Raw genomic sequence first — 25,774 nt, forward strand, 5'->3', positions numbered from 1 at the left:
TTAGCCCCCCTACCAAAAGGGGAAATAGAGGGTTGTTTTTTTCCCACGCTATTTTACAACCCCCCTGATCCCCCTTTTCTAAGGGGGATTTTTTTACTCCATACCATCCTAAAAACCCGGTTAAATAAAATGAAAATTCCTATACGGTGAAATTATTTGTTGGTATATTATCTACCCGAATATTCTTATCAGCTTCTTCGTAACCTTGGGAATCCACCCGGAGAATATCTTTTCAGCATAGTATTTATTTGTTACCCTTCTCACTGCCTGAGCAAGTGTTGGATAGACATGTATGGTATTGGTAATACCTTTCACCCAAAGATGATTCTGCATTGCGAGGACAAATTCATGCACAATTTCTCCTCCCCGCGGTGCAAGGACATAGGCGCCCAATATCTCACCCTTTTTCGTACAGACGATTTTGATTCTTCCTCTGTCTTCCCCTTCTATGACAGTCCTGTCCAAATCCTTCTCGTTGTACCGATACATTTTTACATGCTTGTATTTCTGTCTTGCTTCGTCCTCAGTCAATCCTACCCGACCCAGCTCGGGGTCCGTATATGTAACCCACGGGACTATACGATAATCCGTCTTTCTCTTCAAAAATGGAATCAAGGCATTTGCCACGACAATGCCCGCATGATATCCAGTAACATGGGTAAACAAATATTGCCCTGTTACATCCCCGCATGCCCATATATTTCTGGCAGTAGTACGCAGAGACCTGTTTACCACAATAGACCTTTTTTCCATCTTAACACCGGCGGCTTCGAGATTAAGCCCCTCCAAATTAGCAGCACGTCCAATAGCAACCATAAACTCATCGGTTTGAAATGCCTTTTTCTGTCCACTGCACACTGCTACCACTTCAATGCCCTTTTGATCTCCATTTTTTTGACATGATCTACATCAACACAAGTATGTATTGTAATCCCCTCTTCCTTAAGAATCGCTTCAAGGGTATCGGAAACCTCTTTATCCTCACGCGGCAGTATCTGCCCCATCTTTTCCAATACGGTGACCTTGGCCCGAATCTTGTAAATACCTGCGCAAGCTCAAGCCCTATTGGGCCTGCACCTAATATAATCATTGATTTGGGTAAATAATCCAATTCCAGGGCACTCTCACTGGTTAAATATTGAATGTTTTCGAGACCTTTGACAGGGATAGCAACGACCCTTGAACCTGTTGAGGTGACAAATTTTTTACTGGTAATCTTCTTACCATCAAATTCAAAGGTATGAGGGTCAACAAATTTTCCGTCCCCCAAAAAACCTGCACCCCCATATCTTCTAATCTTTTTGAATCATCGCGCACGCCAACTTTTGATATTACATCCCTCATGTGGTTCATAATATTCTTAAAATCGATGGAGATATTTGTGTCATTCAGACCAAATTCCCTGGACCTTTTCATAAGCGAAGCTATTTTTGCAGAATGGACCAATGTCTTTGTGGGAACGCACCCATAATGAAGGCAATCGCCACCCAGTTTCTTTTTCTCGATAAGCGCAACCCGGGCGCCAAGTTGGGCAACCCCACTTGCAACATTTAGCCCCCCTGCCCCACCACCAATTACCGCAAGATCAAAATCTCTCACATTCTTCCTCCTTTCGCCCGCCCTTAAGTCCCTCCCATCCAGGGTAATGTCATTGAATTAAGCGAGAGAGTGTTTCTCTTCTGGGCAAAGCCCGAAGGGCTGGCAGGATATAGCCCAGGGCGACAGCCCTGGGATAATGATTTAATAATATTTTTAGCCCTGAAAGGGAGACATATTATCTTAATTCAATGACATTGCCCATCCAGGGAGGGAAAAATCCCTCTCCCACAAAGGGGAGAGGTTAGGTGAGGGGTTTATTTCTGATGAATTTCTCTATTTTTAATTTCTTATAAATAGTTGGAACCCCATCTAACTTATAGAAAACCAGCGGAACTTTTATGTTGTTAATTTTAGATACTGATGCACCTACTAATTGTACATTTTCTTTAAAGCCAGGGAGGGTCAAACTCAAACCAGTTTGTCTTTGAAAATATTCCACAATTGCTCCGATATTCTGTATGTGTATATTTTCTTGAATACCAGGCAGGGTTACCTTTACACCGGTTCTATTTTTATACCGCATGCATGGCACACATTCAGGTGTGAAAGGACCTCTATATTCTTTTCCACATCGGGTTCGCCATCAAGAGAGGCATAAAAATATTTTCTCATGTTATTGCAATTCATTCCTTATTCTCTTTCATAGCCTTGTTTTTTTGCATGCATGGTTAATTTTTCCTTTAGCATCTTACGCTCTCTATAAATTCTAGACATCACTGTCCCAATGGGGCAATTAAGCATTTCTGAAATCTCTTTGTATGAAAAACCCTCTACGATCGGAAGTAAAATCGCCATCCGAAAATCCTCAGGTAATTCTTCCAGTGCTTTTTTCACATCTGCGTCAAGCAATTCATTAAATTCTGTCTCATCTCCTGTAATTGAGGACGTCGAAAACTTCTTCTTTTATTGACTCATAAGGATTCTATGCGAAGGAAGGACAAGGAAGCCGTTTATTTCTACCTCCCCTCTTTCCCCTCCATCGCAAGGAGGGGATAAATGGGTGGTTTATTTAAATGCGACTATGTTGTGTCATAATAGTAAAGACAAATAACAATCAAGGTTTATTCCCACAAAACAAAAAAGCCTTACGGCAAAGATATTCTCATCATCTTCGGCAGTAAGGCTGTCTTTATATTTTCCTGTCTCCGTAGGAAAATATTGTAAAGACCCTATTACTTTGCGCTCATCAATCGGTTTTTCTAATGGGATGGGTTCTGTAGGCAGTCCAAACCGAGTCCAATCAAAATCGGAAATAAGTTTCTTTTTGATAAAGTCCTTTTCAATTTCTGTAAAATCCATCACGTCCGAATCTACCTCGACAAAATAGAATAATAAGCTAAAACATCAGTAAAACTATGTACCTTCCCTGTATGGGTTCATGTATATTTTTAATTTGAAAGCCTGTTGCATTTAAAAAAATAAAAAGCTATGGAAGCCTTAGAGAGGCTTTACTTACGGATGAATCAGTCCGCCGCTGAAAAATCCACTGCAATAATATGTGAAGGCAATTTGGCTCCTGGTGATCAAAGGGATATGGCCTTTAAGGGAAAAATAGCGGTGAGTGGAAGAACAAAGGGTGTCATTGTAAAGACAGAAGTGCAAACAATCCTCGGTCAGATTACAGAAAAGACCAAAGAGATGTTACCGATACCCCTGTTCAGGACAAACCTGAACGGTTTGCAAAATTGGCAGGAATTGTTATATCTGGTTATCCGTTTTACCACAACTAAACTTTAGGTCTTAGCTTATTACCACGTAGTACCCGAATATCTTGATCCCTAACTGGTGTAATGTTCATCGAAGCCCCCATATTCTACTATATAACGGGGCAGTTGTAGTAAACCGGATAACCACATTGTTCTATTTATGAAAAGCGCAACTGGGAAGGTACTTGATATGTGCACCGGGTCTGCAACTGGTAACAGTTCTAAGAAGAAAGAGATATTCCTTATTACAAAGAGTAAAAAGCAACGAAGCAATCTTAAACAAAGATTGCTTCGTTATGCCTCATAATGACGATTGCATGCCAATTCATTTAAATTCAGAGTAAATTTACATATGGCTCACATCCCAAAACATTAAATGTCTTTCAGCAGACAGAACCACACTCCCCACGATAATAGGGGTGACCATCGTCATCAGTAATCTCTCGGAACCTCCTTTATTACACCACGACCCTTTACAATTCCAGCATAATCATTCATTCCCGTTTTTGCCCTCATTTTATACTGCTTTCAATTCAGACGTACAGTATGGGCAGCGAGTAGCTTTGACCGGAACGTTAGAAATACAGAATGCACATACCTTTGTTGCTGGTGGCGGCACTGCTGGTTTTGGTTGTAATACTTTGTTAATAAGACGGACTAACATAAAGATGGCAAACGCAACAATAATAAAATCGATTACGGTATTGATAAAAACTCCATAATTAATCGTGGGAGCACCTGCGGCCTGCGCTGCCTCACGGCTGTCATATGATATACCTGATAGATTGACAAATAAGTTTCTGAAGTCTACATTCCCCAGAAGCAGTCCAATTGGCGGCATGATAATATCATTAACCAGCGAGGTGATGATCTTGCCAAAGGCTGCGCCTATGATAATACCGACTGCCAAATCCAGAACGTTGCCCCGCATGGCAAACGCCTTAAAATCTTTTAATACGTTGTTAAACATTTTACTTCTCCTTTCTCACTTACGGAATAATTATTATAAAAAAGGAAAGATATACGAGTTAAAAGCCAGGAATTATTTGATATAGTTTAATGATTGAATATGCCTTTCATCGAAAAGTTAAACCGGACGTGCTTCAGTTTCTCTAAACAACCATCGATAAAGAATGCCGGCCAGAACCGCACCTACAATGGGCATGACCCAAAACATCCAAAGTTGCGATAATGCCCATCCACCAACGAACACAGCTGGCCCGGTGCTGCGCGCGGGGTTCACTGATGTATTGGTAACCGGAATACTGACAAGATGAATCAATGTCAGTGCCAAACCGATAGATATCGGTGCAAACCCCGCTGGTGCACGACGGTCAGTCGAGCCAAGAATTATCGTTAGAAATATAAAGGTCATAACTACTTCTGTCGCCAATCCTGACAAGAGTGAATAACCACCTGGAGAATGCGCGCCGTAACCGTTCGATGCCAGACCACTGTTGAGATGAAAACTCGGGTTACCGCTTGCAATCAAATAGAGAACCGCGGCGCCTGCTATGCCTCCGAGTACCTGCGCAATGATATACGCATACAGTTCCGATGCCTTAAAACGACCTCCTGCCCATAAGCCAATTGAAACAGCAGGATTAAGGTGACAACCCGAAATAGATCCAATGGTATAGGCCATCGTGAGCACCGTTAGACCAAAAGCAAAGGCAACACCCAGCAGACCAATCCCTACATGAGGAAACGACGCAGCGAGAACAGCACTACCACATCCACCAAAAACCAACCAGCCAGTACCAATAAACTCTGCTACGGCACGACGAAATAATGTCATATACCCCCCCTTTCTTTCTAATTTAATCGGATTACCAAAGACTCATTATCCACCTGAGACTCCACAGGTCTGGGTCCTGATTGTCCCCGCAATTCTTTCTTATACTGAATTTTCTAATTTCTCTTGAGACGGTGTAAGAAAGGAATCGTCAGGATTATAGACTAAATCCGATCTCAATCCGCTTCCTTCATACCCGTAGCCCAGGGAATTAAGCCTCCGCAGTGCGTCGATGCTCTTATCAAATACACCACTGCCACGCTGCCTATCCACGTTTTCCCTGGAATAGCAATGAAAATACAACTTTATGCTTCTCCCATATCTCAACCATTGCATGCTGAACGGCTGTAAGGCGTGCCTCTTTTTGCGCGTTCATCCTTTACTCATTCTTGAATATAATAATTTTCTTTAATGAACATTTTTTATTGCCAAATCCTTGAAAAAGAATTTAACCTTCATATTGGCAAAGGGTTTCCCATCGACTTCCCCATATGGATATATGAAAAAGTTTAAGGGTTCAGCGTTTTGAGGTGGGTTTAAAACAATGTCACGTCCAATGGTAAACTGCACTCGATTTTCGTCATGTGCACCGAAGAAATATTCTCTCCTTGCCGGATCCTTATAAGCTTCTGAAACATCTACAGGGACCCAGCCGTATCCTTTCAGATAAAATTCCGCCCAGCAATGATAGCCACCAATTTCGTCTTGACCACTCTTTGCCGGGAGAGAAAATCCGATTGCGAATTTTGCTGGAATACCAACAGCACGGCAAAATCCGATAAATACGGCATGAAAATCGGTGCAATTCCCACGCTTCACATCGCACGCATAGCAAATATCGCCGCGTCCCCAGCCAGTCCCGCTCTTATCGTAAGTAAGATTGGCAATAGTGTAATCATAGATCACGCGCGCCTTCTCTAAATCAGAAATTTTGCCTTGAGTGACTCCCTCAGCAAGTTTTTTTATACGGTCATCGATAGGCACAAGCCTATCCGGCTGAAGCCACTGTTGCAGCATCGAATCGAAATCATTTCGGACTCGAATGTGCACCTGATCAAAATCTCTCCGAATGTATTCATAGCGCTTTACCCGAAATTTCATCTCGACCTCTATTGAGCGATTCTCCGGATTTATCACAGAAAAGTGCAGGATGGAATTACCGTACTTAGGGTCCTTGTAAATCTTTGAAGGATAGGGTGCCGAAATCAATAATGGAGTAATTTTTTGATTCGCATCACTCTTTGGATATGGCATCCAGATTGATACTTTTTTAGCACCTCCAGGAATATCATTGATCTCTGCAATATAGGTAAATTCGAATGTTCTCACCCTTGGAGCATTTGCAGCCTCTGACATCCTTAAGAAAAATGTGCAAAAAATTGCAAGATAAGCAACGGCGCAGGCTATTCCGGGCTTCATATGATGTTTTCTTAAGAATTTCTGTAGATAACCGGTAGAGCGAAAAAACTCTTCGCTCTCCATATTGATTTTTGCATAGTCTTTACCGGCCTGGGCTATATCTCATTGTGGTAAAAATCTCTACCCATTAATTCAATAACAATACCCATCAAGGGAGGGAAAGTTCCATCGGCCCTTGTGGGAAGAGGTTCTTTTTGGTTGCGGCTACGCCGCGCTATGGACATCATGAAAGATAAGGGCTGAGGAGGATCAAAACCACACATTTCAATTTTTCTCTTCACGCCCTTCTTGTTTCACATCAAAATGAACTTATAACCACCCCTCTCTCCCCTCCTTCACAGGGCAATGACATTGCCTTGAAAGGAGGGGACCCCCATCGTAAGTCTTCGGTGTGAGTCAGACGAATGCTCAGTCGAAAGATGAAGAAGTGGTCTCCACAGTTTATTTGTCATATTGGCTATGACCACAAAACCTGTATAAATAAAATGAAATCCAACACACCCCGGTCTAACTCCCATTTATTAAGGGTATCCAGGATGCTCCCTCTTCGTAGGTTTGGGATATTCCTTTTCAATTAGGATAGCCTTCTTCTCCCAGAGGTCTTTCTTTTTATTATAGTCCCAGGTATAATTCTCTTTGCCGTTCACCTTGTGGACGGAAATGCTCGTTTTATCAACCCTCAAATTACCCTTGTTTGTACCCTGTACAAAGAAGTCCAGGTCATACCTGTTACCGTCTTTCCCTTTGAAGTCGGCGCAGACAAAATATTCATCGGTTTTTGTCGGAGAGAGCTTATCCTTATGCACCTTGTCAAGCATCAATTCTAAATATTTTCCTGTGTTCTTATCGAGATACTTGAAAACACCTTCTTTGGAATTTTTTCGAACGTATTCCTCGGCAAATTTTGCCACATCCTCTTTGGTTATCCGTGGTTTTTCTTCCACCATTTGTTCTGGATGCTCTCTACCGAATAGAGTAGATGAAGTGCCAAATCCTAACATTATCGTTAAGACCACTATTGCAATCGAACCTTTTCTTAATATCATGGATAAATTCATGATTGAATCTCCTTTATCAAAAGGTGAACGAATCCGTAGTGGCAGTTGAATCCTGAAAGAATAACTGCCAGTTGCCATATAATTTCACCGGCAACAGAGATACAAAAAAAGCATCAATTCCTGTTTTGTACCACCTCCATTCCTGAAATATTGCTTTGGAAAAAGCCACAGATGTGCAGACTCAGAACGTTTTCAGTTAGTACCGCCAGCTATACTGGCGGTACTAATTTTCTTTCGCGTGCACCTTTTGCTCAGGATGGTCTGCGGATGCTATATGTAAAGTGTTTGTTTCCAAAGGAATTAATGCGATTCCGACATATATCATCAATACGGCCACCACACGGGGTAATCTTTTCTCCAGTATTCTGGATAAGCACACTGTTAGTTCTCCCTTAACGAAAACAAAAAAGCCTTACTGCAAAGATATTCATTCAAACATCTTCGGCAGTAAGGCTATCTTTTTATAAAGCAGTTTAAACTATTTAAACTGTTTAACAAGACCTTTACTTTGCGTCCCCTGATTGCCCAGGGTTTGCCTTTATCGTAATGTTTTTTTATTTATAAAATTTTACTTATATAACATCTATAGTATTTTTATGTACTTAATTTCAAGGAAAAAATAAAATATTTACTAGTCGTGAAACTGGTAAAACTCGCACTGGCAAAGTAGTTTGACACCTCTAGTATATTATGATATTATCAAAAAGTATATTCTATTGTTAAGAGATTTACAATTACTTTAATAATTCAAAAATGGAGAGGATTTACATTGGTTAAGGAAAAACAGGTTATCGTGGGTTCCAGGGGCAGCAAACTTGCGCTCATCCAAACAAATTGGGTTATATCAGAGCTCAAAAGGTTAAATCCTGGATTTGAATTTCAGATCGAAAAAATTTCGACAAAGGGTGACAAGATTACCGATGCCCCTTTATCGCGTTTAGGGGGAATTGGTTTATTTACCAAGGAACTGGAGACGGCGCTAATGAAGGGAAAGATTGATATTGCTGTTCACAGCGCTAAAGACGTACCCACAGAGTTGCACGAAGGGTTAACGATCGGCGCCACACCCAAACGCGAAGACCCCCATGATGCCCTTATCACTAATAATAATGCCAATTTAGAAAAGCTGCCTGATAATGCGCGTATTGGTACAAGCAGCCTCCGCAGAAAGGCACAATTGCTTGCTTTTCGGCCCGATTTCAAAATTTTAGACCTGCGCGGCAATTTGGATACCCGACTCAAAAAACTCGAAACGGACGATCTGGATGCCATAGTAGTTGCCTATGCCGGATTACGAAGATTGGGTTACACCGGCCCGATCAGCCAAATTATTCCATTTGACATTATGCTTCCGGCAGTGGGACAAGGTTCGCTCTGTATCGAAATTCGTAACAATGATGCCCGAATTCATAAAATTGTTTCTAGCATAGATGACACACAGACCAGGGTTGCAGTTGAAGCAGAACGGGCTCTCCTGGCAAGACTTCAAGGTGGTTGCCAGGTGCCCATTGGAGCATATGCACAGACACAAAGTAACGAAGTGTGTCTGGAAGCGATCATCTGCACCGTTGACGGCGACCATGCCATACGGGATAACCACAGTGGCCCTATCAGTCAAGCAGCAAAAATTGGAGATGAACTTGCCCAAAGGATGCTGGAAAACGGTGGGAAGAGGATTCTTAATGAGATTCGTCAGGAATTTCAAGGACGCATTGACCACATTTAAAATTTTTGTATTATTTCCTTAAATCAAAGCAAACAAACCATCACCCCAAAAGCTTATTCTTACGATGCCGTAAAACAAGAAAGCCCATGACATTATTCATCATGGGCTTTCTTGTTTAAATCCAGCTTAATTCTTTAAAAGCTTAAATCCACTATTTTGTTAAAGAAACTTTCTCTATACGTCCTTCCCTGCGCAACCTGGCTGCTTCTGATTGGATCTTGGTAAACTCCATCATCATTGGAGCCTGACCCCACCACCAGGAAACATCCTGCTGGGCATGGGCGGTTCCTTTGTAACCCTGGAGTTTATACCAGAACCATAATCTGTTGTACATATTCTCAATATTAGACGGATTATCTTGCTGTTGCAAGAACATGCCATAAACACCCAGGATAGGTCCCACAACAGGGAATTTGCCCTTCAAGGTCTTGAATGCATTATAAATCGGTTCACCAAGGAATGCCGGACTAAGCTCCTTCTCTATCCCGTCACTTAACGGGTACGGATCCCTGTCTGCGGCGCTGGGATGGAGGTAACCATCTGCAATCAAGTCCTCAACAACCTTCTGTGCCTGATCTGCCAGTTTGTGTGCCTGGAACATAAATTCATCCAGTGATTTCAAATAGGTGTCGGCAAATCGATCACTATGGCACTTCGCACAAACCTCTAGCCAATACGACCTCTTGGCAATATTCTCTTCCGAGTAGATATCAATCTTATCGGCAATAATCTTGATTCCATAAGGATAATCCTTCAATGAAGAGGTATATTCAAGATTCTTTGGAGGTACTGTACCCATACGCCATATACCCTTCATGACCGGATTGTGGATAAACCTGCCGTGCTTTTCGTACATGTGGCAAAATTGGCACGTTGGGGTGCGATAGTCCTTGCCCGGCCTTACCTCGGATAATGGCCTTGTGAAATCAAAATGCTCTTCCTCCTGGTGGTAAATCACACCATGCTTCGATTCGCCGTATGATTCCGCATCGGGGTGATCGGGTCCCATGTGACAGGTAATACAGGCCTCCGGTTGTCTTCCTTCTGCAGCGCTGAATTTATGTCTGGTATGACATACATCACATTTTTCAGCACCTGAATGGCATAAATCACAGCCATGCTGTCCGTATAGGTAACCCCTCCGCGCAGCCTCTGCATACCAGGGTACTATGGTATTTGCCTCCCACGACTGGATATGGTTGGGACGACCCATTTCTCTCTCTCGTAAAAAATCATCAAACTGAGGTCTATGGCACTCACCGCATACCTCTCCGGTTGGCATCCTGATCTGTTTCTTTTTTGTATCGGCATGGCAATCGAAACAGTGAACTTCGTCTAAAATCCTGCCCGTGCGCTTCTCGATTTCAGCAGTCTTGCTCGAAAGATAAGCGCTGCTCTTTGGATTTTTATGCCCCGAACTCCTCCAGTCTCGCACAACGCCAGGGGTTGCTTCTTCATGGCATGTTACGCACAAATCTCTTCGTTCTTTTTCAATAAAGATCGAGTGATCAAGGTTTTTCATGGGTTCGTAGTGTCTGTTGGGCTGCCAGTACATATCAAGCATCTGTGGCTTGTAATAGTCTTTAAACGGCCCCGCTCCCTCACTAAGCCCAACGTTATCTTTATAAACCGCCCTGTACCAATCAGGCGTTCCCTCATACAGATCTGGTGGTGTTTCCTTCTTGGGTGGCGGTTCGGCGGCCCACGCCACAGAAGTAAACAGCATCGCAGATAAACACAAGCCTATTCCTAATTTTTTCATTTCATTCACCTCCATAGGTATTAGAACATATTAGATGCTATTTATGGGTATTCTCTTCTGGCTTAATAAGTGACATTACATAGTACGTCAAACACCACCTCTCTTCGTCGGTGAGCTCTTTTGCAAACGATGGCATGGGAGTGCCATTCAATCCCGTGGTAAACCTGAGGTAAACATCCTGGGGTGTATTACCTCCCTTAAACTTCCCCGTGGTAAAATCAAAGGGTTTTATAGGAAAGCCAAAATCATCTTCCTGTTCAGCAGCACTGGGACCATCTCCACGGCCTTCAATACCATGGCACTTCCAGCATTCCAGTTTTTCTTCGTAAATTTTTTTGCCCGCTGCAATGCATTTTTCTGTCGGTCTGACCATCAAACCAACCTCTACGGGCGGATCAGGTTTCCTGAATTCAAACGCCTCAGAAAAACTCTTCAGGACGGGAATTACCGATAGTCGTTGCTCTTCCGTTAAAATGTCCCAGGGAATCATCGTGGAATTCGGAACACCAAAGGAAATGGTCCTATAAATATCTTCATCCGTAGGAAGTGAACCACTCGGAGTCGTTCTAAATTTATAGGCACCTCTCGTAAAATCACGTGGCTTGGGAAGCATCGACCTTGCAAGTGGTCCATTGCCATTTCCCTCCTCCCCGTGACAGGGACTACAATATTTTTTATAGGTATCCTTACCCAACTCCGTAACCTCTGTTGGTACTTTCAATTCGGCATTAGCATTTATTGGCGCCATTCCCAACATTATGGTTATACTCGCTACCGCCGTTGCACTCCATAAGCCAACCCTATTCAATAAGACCTTAGGTTTCATATTCAGCCTTCCTCCTTTCCGATTGCAGTTATACAAACTCAACTATTTTGTCTAGCCAGTACACATTTTTGCTTTTTTCTAATTCTGCGAATAAACAAATTCTATGGTAGTAATTTCATTAGGGCGAACCGTTACCTCCTTTTCTAAGTTTCCTAACTCTTCATGCCATACCTGGAATTTATACGTTCCCGGCGGGATATCACAAATTTCAAAATATCCGTTTCTGTCTGTCATATCAAAATAGGGATTATCAAGGACAACAATCCATGCATACGTATTTTTGTGAAGATCACATGTCAGCTTAATAATTTCGGGATAGTCAAATTTTGTTGATATTCTTTGTTTGTAAGTAGTGCCAAGGTTAAATGGCTGATTCTTCACTGACCGGGTGTGAACATTATGCATCACCTCATCGCCATTTAAGATGTCAATCGTGGTTCCTGTCAAAATCGCGAGTACGCGTGGGATGAAAATATTATTCTGCTGGTCTATTATCGGACGGATTGCAGGTATTACCTTTTTTTTACCGTGTGTGATATTGGCAAGAGAAACAACAGCGTTTTTAAGTCCATTATTGATCTTACTGAAGACAATTTTTTCAGTTGCAGTTTTCGGCGCCTCTGATAATTCCCAATCGCGATAGAGATTTAATTCCATCGTAGCCAAATCACCCATGTATTTAACATTGCCAATAACAGTACCACCGTCTGCAACCTCTATCTCAGTGTAACCATTCTTCGCCGATACATCCGTTGAAGATAAGAAATTCAAACCGATGAACACAAACAGGACGCTAAGCAAGAATAACTGTTTCATAAAAATTTAATATGGTTTTTAGGCAAAATAATAATGACCACAGACAAATGACAAAAACCGTTCCTACATGTTGTAAAAATAGAAAAAAAACAAAATATCTTCTAAGTAGTAAATTTCAGTTATACTTAAATATTTATACGTTCAAGCACTTTTCAGAGATATTATTCTTTCCATGATTTCACAAATGAAATGATGCTTTCACAATATAATATTGTTTGCCAAAACATAAGCTCCGTACTCACGAAGAGATATGTTTATTGATTCAGAGATCGTTCTAATGGATTATCAGTTACGGAAAATGTCCCCTTATCAACATTCTTCCCATCAGCAAAGACAAGATAACTGTACTTTCCATAATGAGGGATCTTATATCCTACGCTTTTGATTGCATCAGAAGTTAGCCCTAGAAACAAGGCAATACCCTTTTTTACGTTCTTAACGTTTTTAGAAGTCACAAGAAGGCAATTCCCTTTATTGTAAACTACATTATTTACCCCAAATGATCCTGCTTCAAGGGAGAAATTTCTGGGTAAATTTTCGACAAACATCTTCGTGAGTCTATTCTCTGTCAGTCCCCCCAGAATAAACAGGCTTTTTTGACTTAATTCCGTTTCTGTAACCTCCGTGTCTGCCTTTACGGTCGTTTTTTTATCTGTCAGGGATTCTGCAAGCTTTTTATACGCCTCCTGTGAAGAACTTTCACCACCTGTCGGCAATATAATAACCTTATCATCACTCCCCAATACCAAATCTATCGTAGGGGGAATTTCTTCTGTGTGTAGACGTCGGAAGATATCACATTGAGGATCTATGACAATATGTTTGGGTTGAGATTTTGTTCGGATGGAAATGAGGTTAGACCGTTCTTTTATTTCAGCAATGGTATGAAAATTCCCTTCATCCAGTTCCATTTGAACAGGCACGAAGAGATGATATGGTTTTCCTTTTTGGATAATCTCCATCGTGACCAACCAACCATCATCTATCTTCTCTATCCCTGTTTTGCCTAATTCGAGAAAGGGCGCACCTTCCCGACTAATCCACTGTTCAAAGAACCAGGATAAATCCATCTTGCCGGTATCTTCAAACACACACTGGATATCTTTCCAACTTGCTTGCTGCCAGATCTTTTCTTTGTAAAACCTTCTGAGCGATTGGTAAAACAACTCATCCCCAACCATCCGTCTGAGCATGTGGAATACCATCGCCGTCTTTCCATACCCAATGGCACGGGTTGCCTGATCCCTCCTGCCTATAAATTTTTTTAAAGGAAAATCGTTCTCTTCTGTTACGTAATTGGTGTATTTTCTGCAAATGTCCCTGCGATACTCATCGGCCGATGCACTCTCCTTGAGTTCTTTATAATAATAGTCAGCCATGTAGGTTGTTAAACCTTCGCACCAGTTCCCCTGAGATTCATCCACGAAGACCGAATTCCCCCACCAGTTATGTAAAATTTCGTGCCCCAGAGAAGTGTCTACGATAAATGGCATTTTTACCACGGTATTTCCCAGCAGGGTAAACGAAGGCATGCCATATCCCGTCTGAAAGAAATTTTCCACAATGGCAAATTTCCTGTACGGATAGTCCCCCAGGAGTTCTTGATACATATCCAGATAGCGTTTTGTAGCATTTATATACGTCTCTACCAGATCTTGCTCTTCAGGGAAAAAATAGGCGTAAATATCGATACCCTTATGATTGATACTTGTTACTCTGTATTTTCCGGCCACAAGGTCACATCCCTCTGACACATTCCTTTCTTCCCACGTGGTATGTGTCTTGCCATCAATTGATTTCCTGCTTACCAGCATACCCTGCGTTACGGCCTCATATCCTTCAGGCGTAATAACAGTCACCCGAAAAGCCGCAAGAGAACCAGGGATATCCGGATACCACGTGCATGCAGGGCTCATGTAAACCCCCGCCTCGTCAATAATGCCGGTCGTCGCGCCAACGTCCTCCAATTCTAACGAGGCTGGCTTTCCAAAAAGATACCCTTCGTAAGCAATATCCAGAACCACGCCGCCCGCCTGCCTCAAATCCGCGGGTATTGTAATTTCCAGGCACTGTACATTCCCGGAAACACCACTTTGGATAAGATTGCCGATATCTAAACCCCTGGTTCGTACCTTAAAATCTAATTTTCTGTCCGAAGAACCAACGGACAGGATCTGGAATGTCCCGTTGATAAGGCATGAAACCTTTTCCATATTCGCACCTTGCACCCGCATATGATCGACGACCTTTAGCTTGTGTTCTTTCAAAAGCAATTCAATTTCTATATTATGGTTTACTACTCTATTTTCACGAATCTCATTAGCATATAAATTAGAAATCGTAGCAATTAATAAAATACACGGAAAAGCTAAAATACATCTAATTTTCACCGTAGTTAACATATCCCACTCCTTTAAAGACTTTTTGAACACTCATTATATTTTTTTGCATTGATTTTAATATTCGTTCATGTTATTAAATTACCAGTTTCTGTGAAAGCAAAAAATACTACGGTGTAAAAACTTTTCTCCATTTTCATGAAAACGTGTTTTAGGAATTTTTTACCACTCTAATTCTCCCCTTGAGAAGGTAAGAAAATAAAGGAATCAAGCGATAGCCATTCATCCTGGGGCATACGTCAGCAGCCACTAAAGCTACCCGCTTATTTCCAACAACGAAAGGGACGAAAGGCTATAAGAAAATGGATTAGAGCTGCTACTTTGCTCCATAAGTCAGGAAATAGCCCCTGTCCTTGAAAAGAAGTAAAAGGTCTTGCCAATGATGAGTCTAATCCGCCTGGATTAATAACTCCATGCACGCCACCTGTTCCATCAGCAATCATTTCATGAATGACGAGCATTTCCTCTAAAGATACCCAGTTCACTTTGCAAGTCCTTTTAGTGTTTTGCGATGTTCTTCAATGGATATTTTGGTGAGTTTCTCAATGCGTGCCAGACGCTCTTTATCCAGCGGAGGAGGTATCAAAAGAATATCTCCGCCCACTTCAATCACTTCGTAACTATCCCACTGAGAACTTTCTTTAAAAGAGTCGGGCATTGTTATTGATTGATCTTTTTCCCTTTTTGCTATTCCGAGATATTTCATGGCTCATACCTCCCTTGAAATTAAGGTTTTCGTGCACAAAAAACTCCATCCCATATGTTAGTGAAGCACTTATCCTAACCATGGGCGAACTGACCCCTCTGTGATTTTACGTGAGCTTTTTTAATCCTTTTATTTGCAGCCTCACTGCAATGTGTTATTGTTTTTCTTCCTTGCTTTTTATCATGCCAATCTCTTTCATGGCCTGCCTTATATGTTTCTCTCTGACAATAATTAGTTTGTCCTCTTTCTTCTCGTAATCCCTATAACATCTAAGGATAGGCATCACCCGCCAAAAATTGAGAATTCGTGGTGGGTTCAGTATGAAAGATTTGATCGAAATGGTTTTGACAAAATCCTACGTTAAATATTCGGGTGTCTACCGCTTTGGAACCGTGGAATTGATTATGGCGGAAAATGCCCTGCCCTACCTGACTTCTTAATAGAGTAAAGAACCCACCCCTAACCCCTCCAAGGAGGGGAATTGAAAAAGTCCCCTCCTTGGAGGGGATTAGGGATGGGTACAATAGGTAAGACTATTTTTACTTTTTAATATATCGCTGATACTTTTTCAAAAAGCTAAATTGTTACAAAAGATTTTTAAGGTATCAAAGAGCTACGGCCTTGCCTAACCTGAGAAAAATAAGTTTGAATTCTGGATTAACTATTTTCAGACAGCGCTTGACGGCCTCAATATAGACCTCTTTTTGGTGCCGGTATCTTTCTGCTCTTACGGGCAGATCGGTTATCGTTACATGATCTGTCTTATAATCGGCGATGATGATACGGTCACCTATCTTATAAAGGATATCAATGATACCCCTCATGATCTGACCATCCCAGTTGAGCAATATGGGCACCTCCCGCCCGAGAATTTGTGCACCCTGTAACTCATTATATGCCTCTGAACTGATAAAGCCTGAAAGTATCTTTACTACCTCTGCTTTTATAAATTCCACATCCTGAAATTGTATTGTATCGAAGGGTATTTCCTGATGTTTTATAACCACCCCTTTATCCCCTCCTTCAGAAGGAGGGGATAAAGGGGTGGTAGAATTAGAAGCCTTCCTCGTTCCTCCTTCGTAAGGAGGGGAAATACTTTCCCCTTGATCAGCAAGGTCTTTTCTTTGAAATTGGGCAGATAATTCTACCGTGCCTCTTTCAAAGGTAACGGCCCATTTTACGGCTGACTCGACTGACCTATGAAGTTCTTGAGAAGTTCCGTGAAAATCCCACCCCTCCAATACGCGGTGGCAGATGGAACCGATCAATGCGGCGTAATTTGGATGTGATTGTTCTGTATCAGGTTTGATACTTTTGGATTTTACAACCTCCCCTCTACCCCCTCCTTCTGAAGGAGGGGAAAAAGGGGAGGTAGAATTAGAAGCCTTCCTCGTTCCTCTTTTGCAAGGAGGGGATAAAGGATAGTTTTCCGATCGATGTTTTTCAAATTCATCTGGATGAAGAGGAGGCATCCCTTCAATTCTATCCGGTACTACAGGCATGTCTTTTTTCATTGCTTCTTCAAGCGCTATCGTCGTTGGAGAGACAAAGAGGGGTTTCCTCTTTGCATCAGCCATTGCAGCCTCTCTTTTTTTCCACAGTTCGACAAAGGCCGTCCAGTCGACATCCAAGGTCTTCTCTTTCGGGGGCTTTTGGGGACGATGTGTCCCATCAAATATGAAATGTTCTACAAAGACCTCTGCATTTCCTAAAGGAAATTTTCCCTGGGAAGCGCCCCTCACCCTGACCCTCTCCCGCAAGGGGAGAGGGGATTTTTCTGCACCTGGTTTATCTTTCTCACTTGTTTTATTCCTCTCATCTATCTTATTTTCCTCGCATGTCTTATTCTCCTCCCCTGATGTCGAGTCTCCGCTATTTCCCCTCCCTTGCCTGTCCAGAGCGAAGTCGAAGGAATGGGAGGGGTTAGGGGAGGGTGAGACCTTTTCATCTTTCTTTGTGTAATCAGGGTTCGTGAATCTTTCATCGCCAAACTCGATGCCTGTGGCATCCCTCACTGATTGTGTAATCAGTCCCATGTAAGATTTATCGTCGTCCTTCCATGAACCCGTAAGGATCAATCGTTCCTTTGCCCTGGTCATGGCTACATAGAGAACACGCTTTTCTTCTTCCCACGAACGTTTGTTCAATTTCTTTTCGATCACAATACTTTGAAGATTTCTTACCCGTTGATCCCCCTTACCGATCACAATGCCTGTTGTGGACGTAGACCAATCAAATACCGCAGAGTCCAATTCCTCTTTGTCGTTCCTTACTTCACCATGCAGGTTGCCCAGGATGACAACGGGAAATTCCAGTCCCTTCGATTTATGGATAGTCAGGATTTTCACAACATCCAGTGTCTCATCAGAAAGAGGACTCTCCCCTTCTTCCCTGGCCTCTTTTATACGTACCTTGATGCGGTCTATGAAATTTTTGAGCGAAATACCCTCAGACTCCTCCATGTCGCAAGCCATCTGGTAAAGTTTCCGGAGATTGGCCAACTTCTGTTCACCATGCCAGGCACAGGCTGTAATCTCGGCAATATAAGTATTGTCCATAATTTCAGCAATGAGTTGTGAAACGGGAAGTATGCCTGCACGTGCATGGGTTTTTCTTAAAAAACTATAGAAGGGTTCTATAATTTTCTTTAAATCCGTGGATAGGTTTTTTACCCCCCCCTCCCCCCCTTCGCAAGGGGGGGATTTAGGAGGGGTATTTTTATACTTTGTTGTGAGCTCATGGACCATGGGGGCTTCACTTGAAATGTCATTGCGGTAATCTAATAAATGGTTTATTCGAAGTTCATATATCTCAAGGTCTGTTAAGCCTACAATAGGAGAACGCAGTACGCCCACCAGGGCAATCGTATCATGAGGATTCTCTATGGCACGCAGGAGGTTCATGAAATCGAGGATTTCCTGGGTGGTATAGAAGTATTTTTCACCTTCCACAATATAAGGGATACCGTACCTTTTGAGGGCATCAACGTAAGGTCTCACCTGGGTAAATGCCCGTAAAAGCAAGGCCACATCCCTGTACGTAAGCTTACGAATCCCGTTTTCAGCCAATTTATCTTCAATGACCTCTTCATTCACGTGCTTTGTTATCCATCTAGCAATCCACTCTGCCTCTGCCTCCCTTGCCTCACCCGCCTTGAGTTCTTTCCCTTCCTTATCAGAGACCAGTACAACCTCAACTTTTTGGGAGGGATGTTTTTTGAGGCGATTGGCATGGATAGGGATATAACAGGGCTGCAGGCCTGGCTGTTCAACCATGATCCTCCCGTCAAATAGCTGATTTACAACCTCGATGATACCGGAATGGCTCCTGAAATTTTCCCGTAATTTTAAAGTCTCATCCTGTCCGCACACCTGTTGTACCACCTGTTCATAAGCCTCTATGTCCGCCCGGCGGAAGGCATAGATGGACTGCTTTGGATCACCCACAATAAAGAGCTTTCCCGGCTCAAGGGTTACCTTTCTGGCATCTTTGCTATAACGTCCCAATGCCTCAGAGAGGAAGAGGACGATCTCATACTGGACGGGATCTGTGTCCTGGAACTCATCCACAAGTATCGTTCTAAACTCGTTCTTGAGTTTCTCACGAATATAACGATACACTTTATTTTGCAGTAAATCCCTCGTAAGGGTGAGTAGCCCGTCAAAAGAGACGTACCCCTGGGATAGATACGTTTGCCGAAAGGCCTTTGCAAGTGGGAGGATGAGGTCTATCGTGGCTGCAATAAAGTCATCATCAACAGTCTTTAATTTTTTTACCAGGGCATGGCACTCTTTTACCAGTTCTCGTGCGGTTTCGAATCCTTCATCTGTCCAGCCGGTCTTTGCCTTGGAAGCTTCTCTATCGAGATCATATTCTAATTTATTTACATAACTGAGACCCTGTTTTTTTATTGCATCGAGAATCATCGATAGTTCATGTAATTGTGAGAGAAGGTTGTTATTGGGCTTTTCACAACCGGCAACAATCTCATTGATTTTATTAAATACTGGATCTATCAAGAATTGAATATTCGGTGGATGTAATAATGACGCACCCCCTCCCCCCAGCCCCCTCCGGCCAGGGGTGGGGAGTATGTGTGGTGCTTGATTGTCAGAATCCCTCCCCCTTGCCTGTCCTGAGCGAAGCCGAAGGGATGGGGGAGGGTTAGGGTGGGGGTGCTCTATTACAGATTTACTACCCACTTCAACCGTAAGAGAATTCAAGGGAATAGTAAATCCTGATAACCGTTTGGCCAAATTTTTGAGCGACTCAAGGTCTAATCTCCTGAGCACACTTTTCCAGATATCTGCGTTAGGTGAAGTAAGGGTAAGCTCTGTATTCAGCCACTTTGTCCATTCTTTATCAAAGAGTTCATCAAAGACATCCCCTTCATCCACGGTAAATCCAGGAACCACTCCGGATTCGATGGGATACAGACGCAAAACATAGGCGGCAAAACTGTGAATAGTCCCGATAATGGCCTTATCCATATCCTCAAGGGATTTTCTTGCACGGCGTTCGATCTCGCCGTATGTCGTCTGGTAAGTGTCACGAATGTGCACAAGGAACTTTTCTACTTTTCTTTTCTCTTCTTCTGAAGCGTTCCCATTGATGACGGCTACAATCTTTTCTAATTCCCCCATCAGTCTAACCTTCATATCGCCAGCGGCCTTCTCCGTAAAGGTCATGGCCACAATTTGGAGGATGGGACTTTTTTCTTTTTGAAATCTTTTGTGGCCCAGCAACAGATGCAGCATTCGATTTACCAGAAGTGTGGTCTTACCCGTTCCTGCACCTGCCGTCACAACAATGTTTCTATCGAGTTCAGATACTGCAAGTTCCCTTATTTCGTTATCGATGGGCTTTGACATGATTAATTGAACGCTTTAACTGGTGTTAAGGAAATTCAAACTTTCTTTTTGAGGTTCGGTGAAGTACAAGGAACAGCGAACACACCCCTTTAATCCCCGCTTTTTAGAGGGGAAATGCAATTATAAAAATTGTGTTGACTGATCAGTTGCTATTTAAACGTGGAAGGAAAAAGCTGGCAAAGTTTGTTTATTAAAGTTAATTTTGGCAGGATTACATAATGAATCTGTGTCTTTTTAATGTGTTTTACCCGGATTTTATATTTGATGACGGTGTCTTGTCACCTTTTCTGCCAAAAATAACGCACATCAAAATAAAACCCAATAGAATGGTACCAAATAAGATATATGCAGTAATCAATAACTTTCCATATAACCCACCCATTTCAACCTCCTAAATCACATCTACGTTCTTTTTTTGCAACCATCCCCTTCTCACATCTTTGCTCGCATTTTCCTCAGTACTTGATTTCAAACCAGTATCTTGTTTTACACCTACTTTTAGATACACCCGGTACCAACCATCTTTTTCGTCTTCAATCACACATTCCGCACCATTATGTACTTCAAACTTTGGTTCGTACTCTTCCCCGGGTCCGTATCGTACTTCACACTTTGAGGTAACGATCACTCCACGATTCACGCCCTGTTCTATATAGATTTTGATACCCAGGGATACCACTGCAATAAACAGGCCTGCCGAAAAACCTATTATTATTCTTTTAAGCCATTCATATTTACAGACAATGAGAAAAAAAAGCAATGCCATCAGCACTACATATAATGCCACCGCCACAATAGATAGTTCGTTCTGGTTTAGCAGAAAAAACCAAAAGAATATCCTTCGAATCGCAACGGGGACTCCATTTGATAATTCTTTATCTTCGATAGATCCCTTTATCAGTCTCAGGTTTGTATCCACGTCTGCATTTCTTGGTATAAGCTGCTCGGCCCTTCGATAGTTTAAGATTGCCTTCCCTAATTCTCCCTGGCGATAATAGGTATTTCCCAGATTATAATATATTTGGCCGTTTTTGAAGCCGCGAGCCAGGATTGCCTCATATTGTAATGTCGCCTCTTTTAACTTCTGTTCGGCCTCTTGTATATTTTTTGATGCAACAAACTTTGCTGCCAGCTGATATTTTTCATTCGCGTCGGTGAATAATTTTATAGCATCATCACTTGAAATTTCGGATTTCATTAATCCGCAATGTGCATTCTGTATTCCACAATCCAAAAAAGGAAGTATAAACAAAAATAGAACCCATAAACATATTTTCATTATAATTGTCTCTCCAGTTTTGTGATGAGTTGTTCAGCGAGCTTTAAAGAATGCTCCATCTCATCCAGTGACCCTCCATCTCTTGAAAAACGCCGATGATCAAAATCAGTTATGCAACGGGAAATTTCTTCTATGGTATCGTCTCCAACTCCTCGTTGTTTTAACAAGATACCTACTTTATCCTCCGTAGCGCTTGCCGTTGAAATATTTAATTTATCCGCCAGGTAATCGGATATTGACTTGGAAAGATATGAATAAAACTCCGTTGGAAGATTCTGGTGAAGTATTGATTGCGCCCCTTCCAATCTTTTTTTTGCTGCTGCATGTGCCCGTTTATTTCTTGCATAGCCGATATCTGTTTGCAATCGTTCTTTATTCTTCGTTATAAAAAAAGAGGCTATGACGGTAATTGCCGGAATAGAAAGGCACGCTATAATAAACGGATTTTTATAGATAGGGTTTCCCTGATTTTGTAACGAGGATAGGTTTGCCATGATAGGTAAAATATCTTGTGTTAATATTTGGACTTGTTGTTTTACAGGCTGTACTCTATCATGAGAAAGCGTCAATTGAATGGGTACTTCCTGCTCTCCTTTTTCGACAACAATGGGAATAGGTTCTTTAGTAATTGTTTTATACTGTCCTGCACGTGGATCAAAAAAACTGAACGCTATTGCCGGCGTAAATTTCAGATCTGTCTTTTGGGGTTCTATGACTTTGCTAAACACCTTTCGTCCCCGAATTAATTCTTCCCGATTGGTAATTTGCGTGGTGAATTCGGCTGGATACAGCTTAAAATCGTTTTCGTTGTTCAGGACCAATACAGGTTCATTAATTGTTTGAATGTTCCCTTCCCCGTATACTGATACGGATAGGGTGATTGGGTCACCAACCTTTACCTGTTGTGCTCTTGTTGAGACTTCCATATGATAAGTACCTACGGCACCTTTAAAGTCCTTAGGTTTACCCTGTTCCGGCAATGATTTGACCTTTAAGGCGATTGACCCCGTTGTCCTTTCAATAGGATGTCTCTTCTGTTCCCTTCCAAAGAAGTCATCAAAAAAAGCGTCACCAAAAAAACTATCAGGCGGAGTATTCCTCCGGTCTCTCCGCTGTTGAATGATCAAATTACATTTTAATTTAGCAGGCGATATGGTGAGTTCTCCGGATACCATCGGGAAAAGCGCCGTACGTAGTTCTAAAACATTGTATATGATCCCATCCCGGATTTCTTCGTATTGTCTTTGGTCACCGAGCTTTTCTTCCATAAAATTTTTTGTGCCTGGCGCTACATAATCTATATCGGTGATCGGTAATCCCTTTTGGAAATAGAGTTTAAATGATAGCACAACCTGTTCATATATATACGCCTCAATCTTATCAGTACTCAGCTCCACAAAGACGAGTTTATCAATGTCCGGAGCCTGTGAACCAGATGAACGGGGAGTATCAACCACTTCCACCTTTATTGGTTGAGAAGAATAAACCTTTCCCTTGTATTCCACTGCAGAGGGCCCTATTGTGAACTTACCTTTTGCCGCAGGCTGCAGCACATAGGTATAGCCTTTGCTTACTGAAACATCACCATTAACAATTTTTGTTTGTGCAGATATTTGCGGGCCATACAGCAAGGTAAACCCGTCAATACTTGGGAATGAAGGGGGTAAGGTGTCCTGAGTACCGTGGATGGTCAATGTTAACTCTAGTTGATCGTTTAATGTTATGACATTTTGGTCCACGGTTGCTGTTAACAGAATATCCTGTGCAATTGTCTTTCCAATGCAGCCAAAGATTACAATGAAAGAAATTACAATACTAAAATATTTGCAATATACCCTCATCTCTTTAAATGATTTATATCTCATTTCTTACTTTTTAACCTCGACCTTCCAAAAACAATCACCAATCCTTTTCGACAGATTTATGTTGCAAACGCTGTGTGTCCCTTTTCATAAGCCTCGTTTCTTTTTCATTATTATTCAATGCCTCCAGAAGCCGCTCCGCTTCCTCTTTTGTCATTTGTTTTTGATTTTGAGGTTGCGGCTGTTGTTGCTCTGAATGTTGTTCTTTTTGTTTGTCCTTATCAGATTGACCCTGGTTATCCTCTTTTTTGTTCTTATTTTCTTCCGGCGTACTTTCTGGACTGGGCTCCTGTTTATCTTTCTGTGATTCCTGGTTTTCTTCATCCTCGCTCTTATTGTCATCTGATTGTTGTTTATCGTTTTTATCCTCTTCTTCTTCCTGCTGCTGGTCTTTTTGATCCTGACCCTGCTGCTTTTGTTCATTTTCCTGCATCTTTCGCTCAACGTACTCATAGTTATATTTGGCATCGTTTTTCAGTGTATCGAGTTCACTACCAACCTTGTGTTCAATTTCATCGATAAAATCCACAGTTTTCTTATAACACTCCAGAGCCTCTTTCATCTGACCCTGCCTGTACAGGGTATTACCCATATTAAAACTCGATTTTGCCTTCATTTCGATATCCCCGGATCTTATTACTTTCTCAAACAGTTGAGCTGCTTCAGGGTATTTACTTCTCTTGTATTGAGCGTTGGCTATGTTAAAGTCTAATTGGAATGCGTTGGGTGAATTCACCTGTGCATTTACGTATTTATCCAATGCCTCGTCATACTTACTATCATTATAAAGTCTATTTCCCTCCCTTACCCGGTCAGCAAGAGGGTCTATCCATCCCAGAGATACCCATCCAAATAGTACCACTACGAAAAAAAACAGTTTGAAATGCTTCATTTTATTTGGAGAATTCACAGAATTGCCTTTTTTCGGTCTGACAAAAAACTCTCTAAAGTAATAAGCACTATCGCAATAAAAAGAGGAATCTGATAGCGATTCACATATCTTTTCACACGCTGCGTTTTGTAGACGGACTCTTCTATCTTCGCAATACTATCCTTGTAAATCTTTTCTAAACCCCATTTTGTACCGTAAGCAGGAGTATATAGCCCGTCCGTCTCCAATGCAATTTTATTTAACGTAATTTCGTCTAATCTTGATTTAACAACCTGCCCTTGTCTATCTTTTAGTAATCTTTCCTGACCACTCTCATCCTTCATCCTGATGTAGGAACCATCCTTCTTCCCTACACCTACTGTATAGATAACGATACCCTGCTCTTTGGCCTTTGCGGCTGCTTTTAATGGATCATCTTCGTGATTCTCACCATCGGTAATCAATATGATAGCCTTGCGGTTTTTTGAATTTGCTTCAAAGGTTGAAATCCCTTTCCTTATTGCCTCTGCCAGGGCAGTACCTCCAAGTGGAATGATATTCGTATTAATGTCATTCAAGAAAAGGCGAAAGGCACCGTAGTCAGATGTCAACGGACAGTACGTAAATGCCGAACCTGCAAATGCGACAAGACCAATACGGTCTCCTTCCAACACATTGAGTAAATCTTCTACCTCCCTTTTTGCCACTTCTAACCGATTGGGTTTTACATCGTTAGCCAACATACTCCGTGAGGTATCCACGGCAATCACGATGTCAATTCCCTTCTTCTCAACTTCTTCCCAATGGTAACCCCACTTGGGCTCTACAAGGGTAAATATCAGGAAAAGTATGCCAATAATCATTAAACCGGCCTTGAGCCATTGTCTCTTCCGACTAACGAAAAGACCAACTTTTTGTAGTAATTCTCTATTTGCAAACGTGTTCAGGTCATTCATCTTCTTTCTGAAGACGAGGACGTACCCGAAAATTAATATTGGAATAACAGGAAGTAAATAAAGGTAATTAAGATTTCCGTATTTCATCTTTGTACTATAATTTTATTGAGATGTATCAAAAAA

At 41.9% G+C, this 25,774-nt stretch carries 26 protein-coding genes, 1 pseudogene and 1 riboswitch; of the genes and pseudogenes, 2 read left to right on the plus strand and 25 right to left on the minus strand.

What is annotated here, in order from left to right; translation table 11 throughout:
• Positions 1 to 171: 171 nt before the first annotated feature.
• The 8 genes from E3K36_07575 to E3K36_07610 all read right to left on the minus strand — a co-directional run bounded on the left by E3K36_07575 (position 172) and on the right by E3K36_07610 (position 2,901).
• Positions 172 to 867: an NAD(P)/FAD-dependent oxidoreductase gene (locus tag E3K36_07575; protein MCF6155099.1), complete on the minus strand. Its 696-nt coding sequence runs from the start codon at positions 865 to 867 to the stop codon at positions 172 to 174.
• Positions 861 to 1,004, minus strand: coding sequence for a hypothetical protein (locus tag E3K36_07580; GenBank protein MCF6155100.1), 144 nt, complete (start codon positions 1,002 to 1,004; stop codon positions 861 to 863). Before E3K36_07580 ends, E3K36_07575 begins: the two co-directional genes overlap by 7 nt.
• Positions 905 to 1,297 carry a hypothetical protein gene (locus tag E3K36_07585; protein MCF6155101.1) on the minus strand — a complete coding sequence of 131 codons (393 nt, stop codon included), beginning with the start codon at positions 1,295 to 1,297 and terminating at the stop codon, positions 905 to 907. The genes E3K36_07580 and E3K36_07585 overlap by 100 nt, the downstream gene beginning before the upstream one ends.
• Complete coding sequence (locus tag E3K36_07590; protein ID MCF6155102.1) at positions 1,132 to 1,599, minus strand: FAD-binding protein; 468 nt, start codon at positions 1,597 to 1,599, stop codon at positions 1,132 to 1,134. The genes E3K36_07585 and E3K36_07590 overlap by 166 nt, the downstream gene beginning before the upstream one ends.
• 241 nt (positions 1,600 to 1,840) lie before the next feature.
• Positions 1,841 to 2,038: a hypothetical protein gene (locus tag E3K36_07595; protein MCF6155103.1), complete on the minus strand. Its 198-nt coding sequence runs from the start codon at positions 2,036 to 2,038 to the stop codon at positions 1,841 to 1,843.
• Positions 2,039 to 2,094: 56 nt separating this feature from the next.
• Positions 2,095 to 2,226, minus strand: a complete 132-nt coding sequence (locus tag E3K36_07600) for a zf-HC2 domain-containing protein (GenBank protein MCF6155104.1) — start codon at positions 2,224 to 2,226, stop codon at positions 2,095 to 2,097.
• 3 nt (positions 2,227 to 2,229) lie between these two features.
• Positions 2,230 to 2,433: a hypothetical protein gene (locus tag E3K36_07605; GenBank protein MCF6155105.1), complete on the minus strand. Its 204-nt coding sequence runs from the start codon at positions 2,431 to 2,433 to the stop codon at positions 2,230 to 2,232.
• Positions 2,434 to 2,628: 195 nt separating this feature from the next.
• Entirely contained in the window at positions 2,629 to 2,901 is a 273-nt protein-coding gene (locus E3K36_07610; protein ID MCF6155106.1) for a hypothetical protein, read from the minus strand.
• Between the two features lie 126 nt (positions 2,902 to 3,027).
• Here E3K36_07610 and E3K36_07615 point away from each other — a divergent pair, with 126 nt between their 5' ends.
• Positions 3,028 to 3,336: a hypothetical protein gene (locus tag E3K36_07615; GenBank protein ID MCF6155107.1), complete on the plus strand. Its 309-nt coding sequence runs from the start codon at positions 3,028 to 3,030 to the stop codon at positions 3,334 to 3,336.
• Positions 3,337 to 3,822: 486 nt separating this feature from the next.
• Here E3K36_07615 and mscL read toward each other — a convergent pair whose 3' ends face one another.
• The 6 genes and pseudogenes from mscL to E3K36_07645 all read right to left on the minus strand — a co-directional run bounded on the left by mscL (position 3,823) and on the right by E3K36_07645 (position 7,577).
• Entirely contained in the window at positions 3,823 to 4,275 is a 453-nt protein-coding gene (gene mscL / locus E3K36_07620) for a large-conductance mechanosensitive channel protein MscL (GenBank protein ID MCF6155108.1), read from the minus strand.
• Between the two features lie 117 nt (positions 4,276 to 4,392).
• Positions 4,393 to 5,103, minus strand: coding sequence for an aquaporin Z (gene aqpZ / locus E3K36_07625; GenBank protein MCF6155109.1), 711 nt, complete (start codon positions 5,101 to 5,103; stop codon positions 4,393 to 4,395).
• An 89-nt stretch (positions 5,104 to 5,192) separates the two neighbouring features.
• Positions 5,193 to 5,391: pseudogene (locus E3K36_07630) on the minus strand (radical SAM protein).
• A gap of 117 nt (positions 5,392 to 5,508) precedes the next feature.
• Complete coding sequence (locus E3K36_07635; GenBank protein MCF6155110.1) at positions 5,509 to 6,456, minus strand: transglutaminase domain-containing protein; 948 nt, start codon at positions 6,454 to 6,456, stop codon at positions 5,509 to 5,511.
• A gap of 158 nt (positions 6,457 to 6,614) precedes the next feature.
• On the minus strand, positions 6,615 to 6,800 hold the full coding sequence (locus E3K36_07640; protein MCF6155111.1) for a hypothetical protein: 186 nt from the start codon (positions 6,798 to 6,800) through the stop codon (positions 6,615 to 6,617).
• Between the two features lie 240 nt (positions 6,801 to 7,040).
• Positions 7,041 to 7,577: a hypothetical protein gene (locus E3K36_07645; protein MCF6155112.1), complete on the minus strand. Its 537-nt coding sequence runs from the start codon at positions 7,575 to 7,577 to the stop codon at positions 7,041 to 7,043.
• 440 nt (positions 7,578 to 8,017) lie between these two features.
• Positions 8,018 to 8,124, minus strand: a riboswitch (cyclic di-GMP riboswitch).
• A gap of 222 nt (positions 8,125 to 8,346) precedes the next feature.
• On the opposite strand from E3K36_07645, the gene hemC reads away from it, so the two are divergent.
• Positions 8,347 to 9,303: a hydroxymethylbilane synthase gene (gene hemC / locus E3K36_07650; protein ID MCF6155113.1), complete on the plus strand. Its 957-nt coding sequence runs from the start codon at positions 8,347 to 8,349 to the stop codon at positions 9,301 to 9,303.
• Positions 9,304 to 9,454: 151 nt separating this feature from the next.
• On the opposite strand, the gene E3K36_07655 is transcribed toward hemC, so the two are convergent.
• The 11 genes from E3K36_07655 to E3K36_07705 form a co-directional block, all read right to left on the minus strand.
• Positions 9,455 to 11,065, minus strand: a complete 1,611-nt coding sequence (locus E3K36_07655; GenBank protein MCF6155114.1) for a hydroxylamine oxidoreductase — start codon at positions 11,063 to 11,065, stop codon at positions 9,455 to 9,457.
• A 37-nt stretch (positions 11,066 to 11,102) separates the two neighbouring features.
• Complete coding sequence (locus E3K36_07660; protein MCF6155115.1) at positions 11,103 to 11,891, minus strand: c-type cytochrome; 789 nt, start codon at positions 11,889 to 11,891, stop codon at positions 11,103 to 11,105.
• A gap of 78 nt (positions 11,892 to 11,969) precedes the next feature.
• A complete protein-coding gene (locus E3K36_07665) occupies positions 11,970 to 12,707 on the minus strand; it encodes a hypothetical protein (protein MCF6155116.1) in 738 nt (245 codons plus the stop codon).
• A 254-nt stretch (positions 12,708 to 12,961) separates the two neighbouring features.
• Positions 12,962 to 15,109: a M1 family peptidase gene (locus E3K36_07670; GenBank protein ID MCF6155117.1), complete on the minus strand. Its 2,148-nt coding sequence runs from the start codon at positions 15,107 to 15,109 to the stop codon at positions 12,962 to 12,964.
• A gap of 260 nt (positions 15,110 to 15,369) precedes the next feature.
• Complete coding sequence (locus E3K36_07675) at positions 15,370 to 15,591, minus strand: Fic family protein (protein MCF6155118.1); 222 nt, start codon at positions 15,589 to 15,591, stop codon at positions 15,370 to 15,372.
• A complete protein-coding gene (locus E3K36_07680; protein ID MCF6155119.1) occupies positions 15,588 to 15,812 on the minus strand; it encodes a hypothetical protein in 225 nt (74 codons plus the stop codon). Before E3K36_07680 ends, E3K36_07675 begins: the two co-directional genes overlap by 4 nt.
• A 605-nt stretch (positions 15,813 to 16,417) precedes the next feature.
• Positions 16,418 to 20,683 carry a hypothetical protein gene (locus E3K36_07685; GenBank protein MCF6155120.1) on the minus strand — a complete coding sequence of 1,422 codons (4,266 nt, stop codon included), beginning with the start codon at positions 20,681 to 20,683 and terminating at the stop codon, positions 16,418 to 16,420.
• Between the two features lie 391 nt (positions 20,684 to 21,074).
• Positions 21,075 to 21,962 (minus strand): tetratricopeptide repeat protein, encoded by an 888-nt coding sequence (locus E3K36_07690; protein MCF6155121.1) that lies wholly within the window; start codon positions 21,960 to 21,962, stop codon positions 21,075 to 21,077.
• On the minus strand, positions 21,962 to 23,827 hold the full coding sequence (locus tag E3K36_07695) for a protein BatD (GenBank protein MCF6155122.1): 1,866 nt from the start codon (positions 23,825 to 23,827) through the stop codon (positions 21,962 to 21,964). Before E3K36_07695 ends, E3K36_07690 begins: the two co-directional genes overlap by 1 nt.
• Positions 23,828 to 23,861: 34 nt before the next feature.
• Positions 23,862 to 24,734, minus strand: coding sequence for a tetratricopeptide repeat protein (locus E3K36_07700; GenBank protein MCF6155123.1), 873 nt, complete (start codon positions 24,732 to 24,734; stop codon positions 23,862 to 23,864).
• Positions 24,731 to 25,738, minus strand: coding sequence for a VWA domain-containing protein (locus tag E3K36_07705; GenBank protein MCF6155124.1), 1,008 nt, complete (start codon positions 25,736 to 25,738; stop codon positions 24,731 to 24,733). Before E3K36_07705 ends, E3K36_07700 begins: the two co-directional genes overlap by 4 nt.
• Positions 25,739 to 25,774: the final 36 nt, after the last annotated feature.

Origin of the sequence: Candidatus Brocadia sp. (assembly GCA_021646415.1) — a bacterium.
Classification (GTDB): Bacteria; Planctomycetota; Brocadiia; order Brocadiales; family Brocadiaceae; genus Brocadia.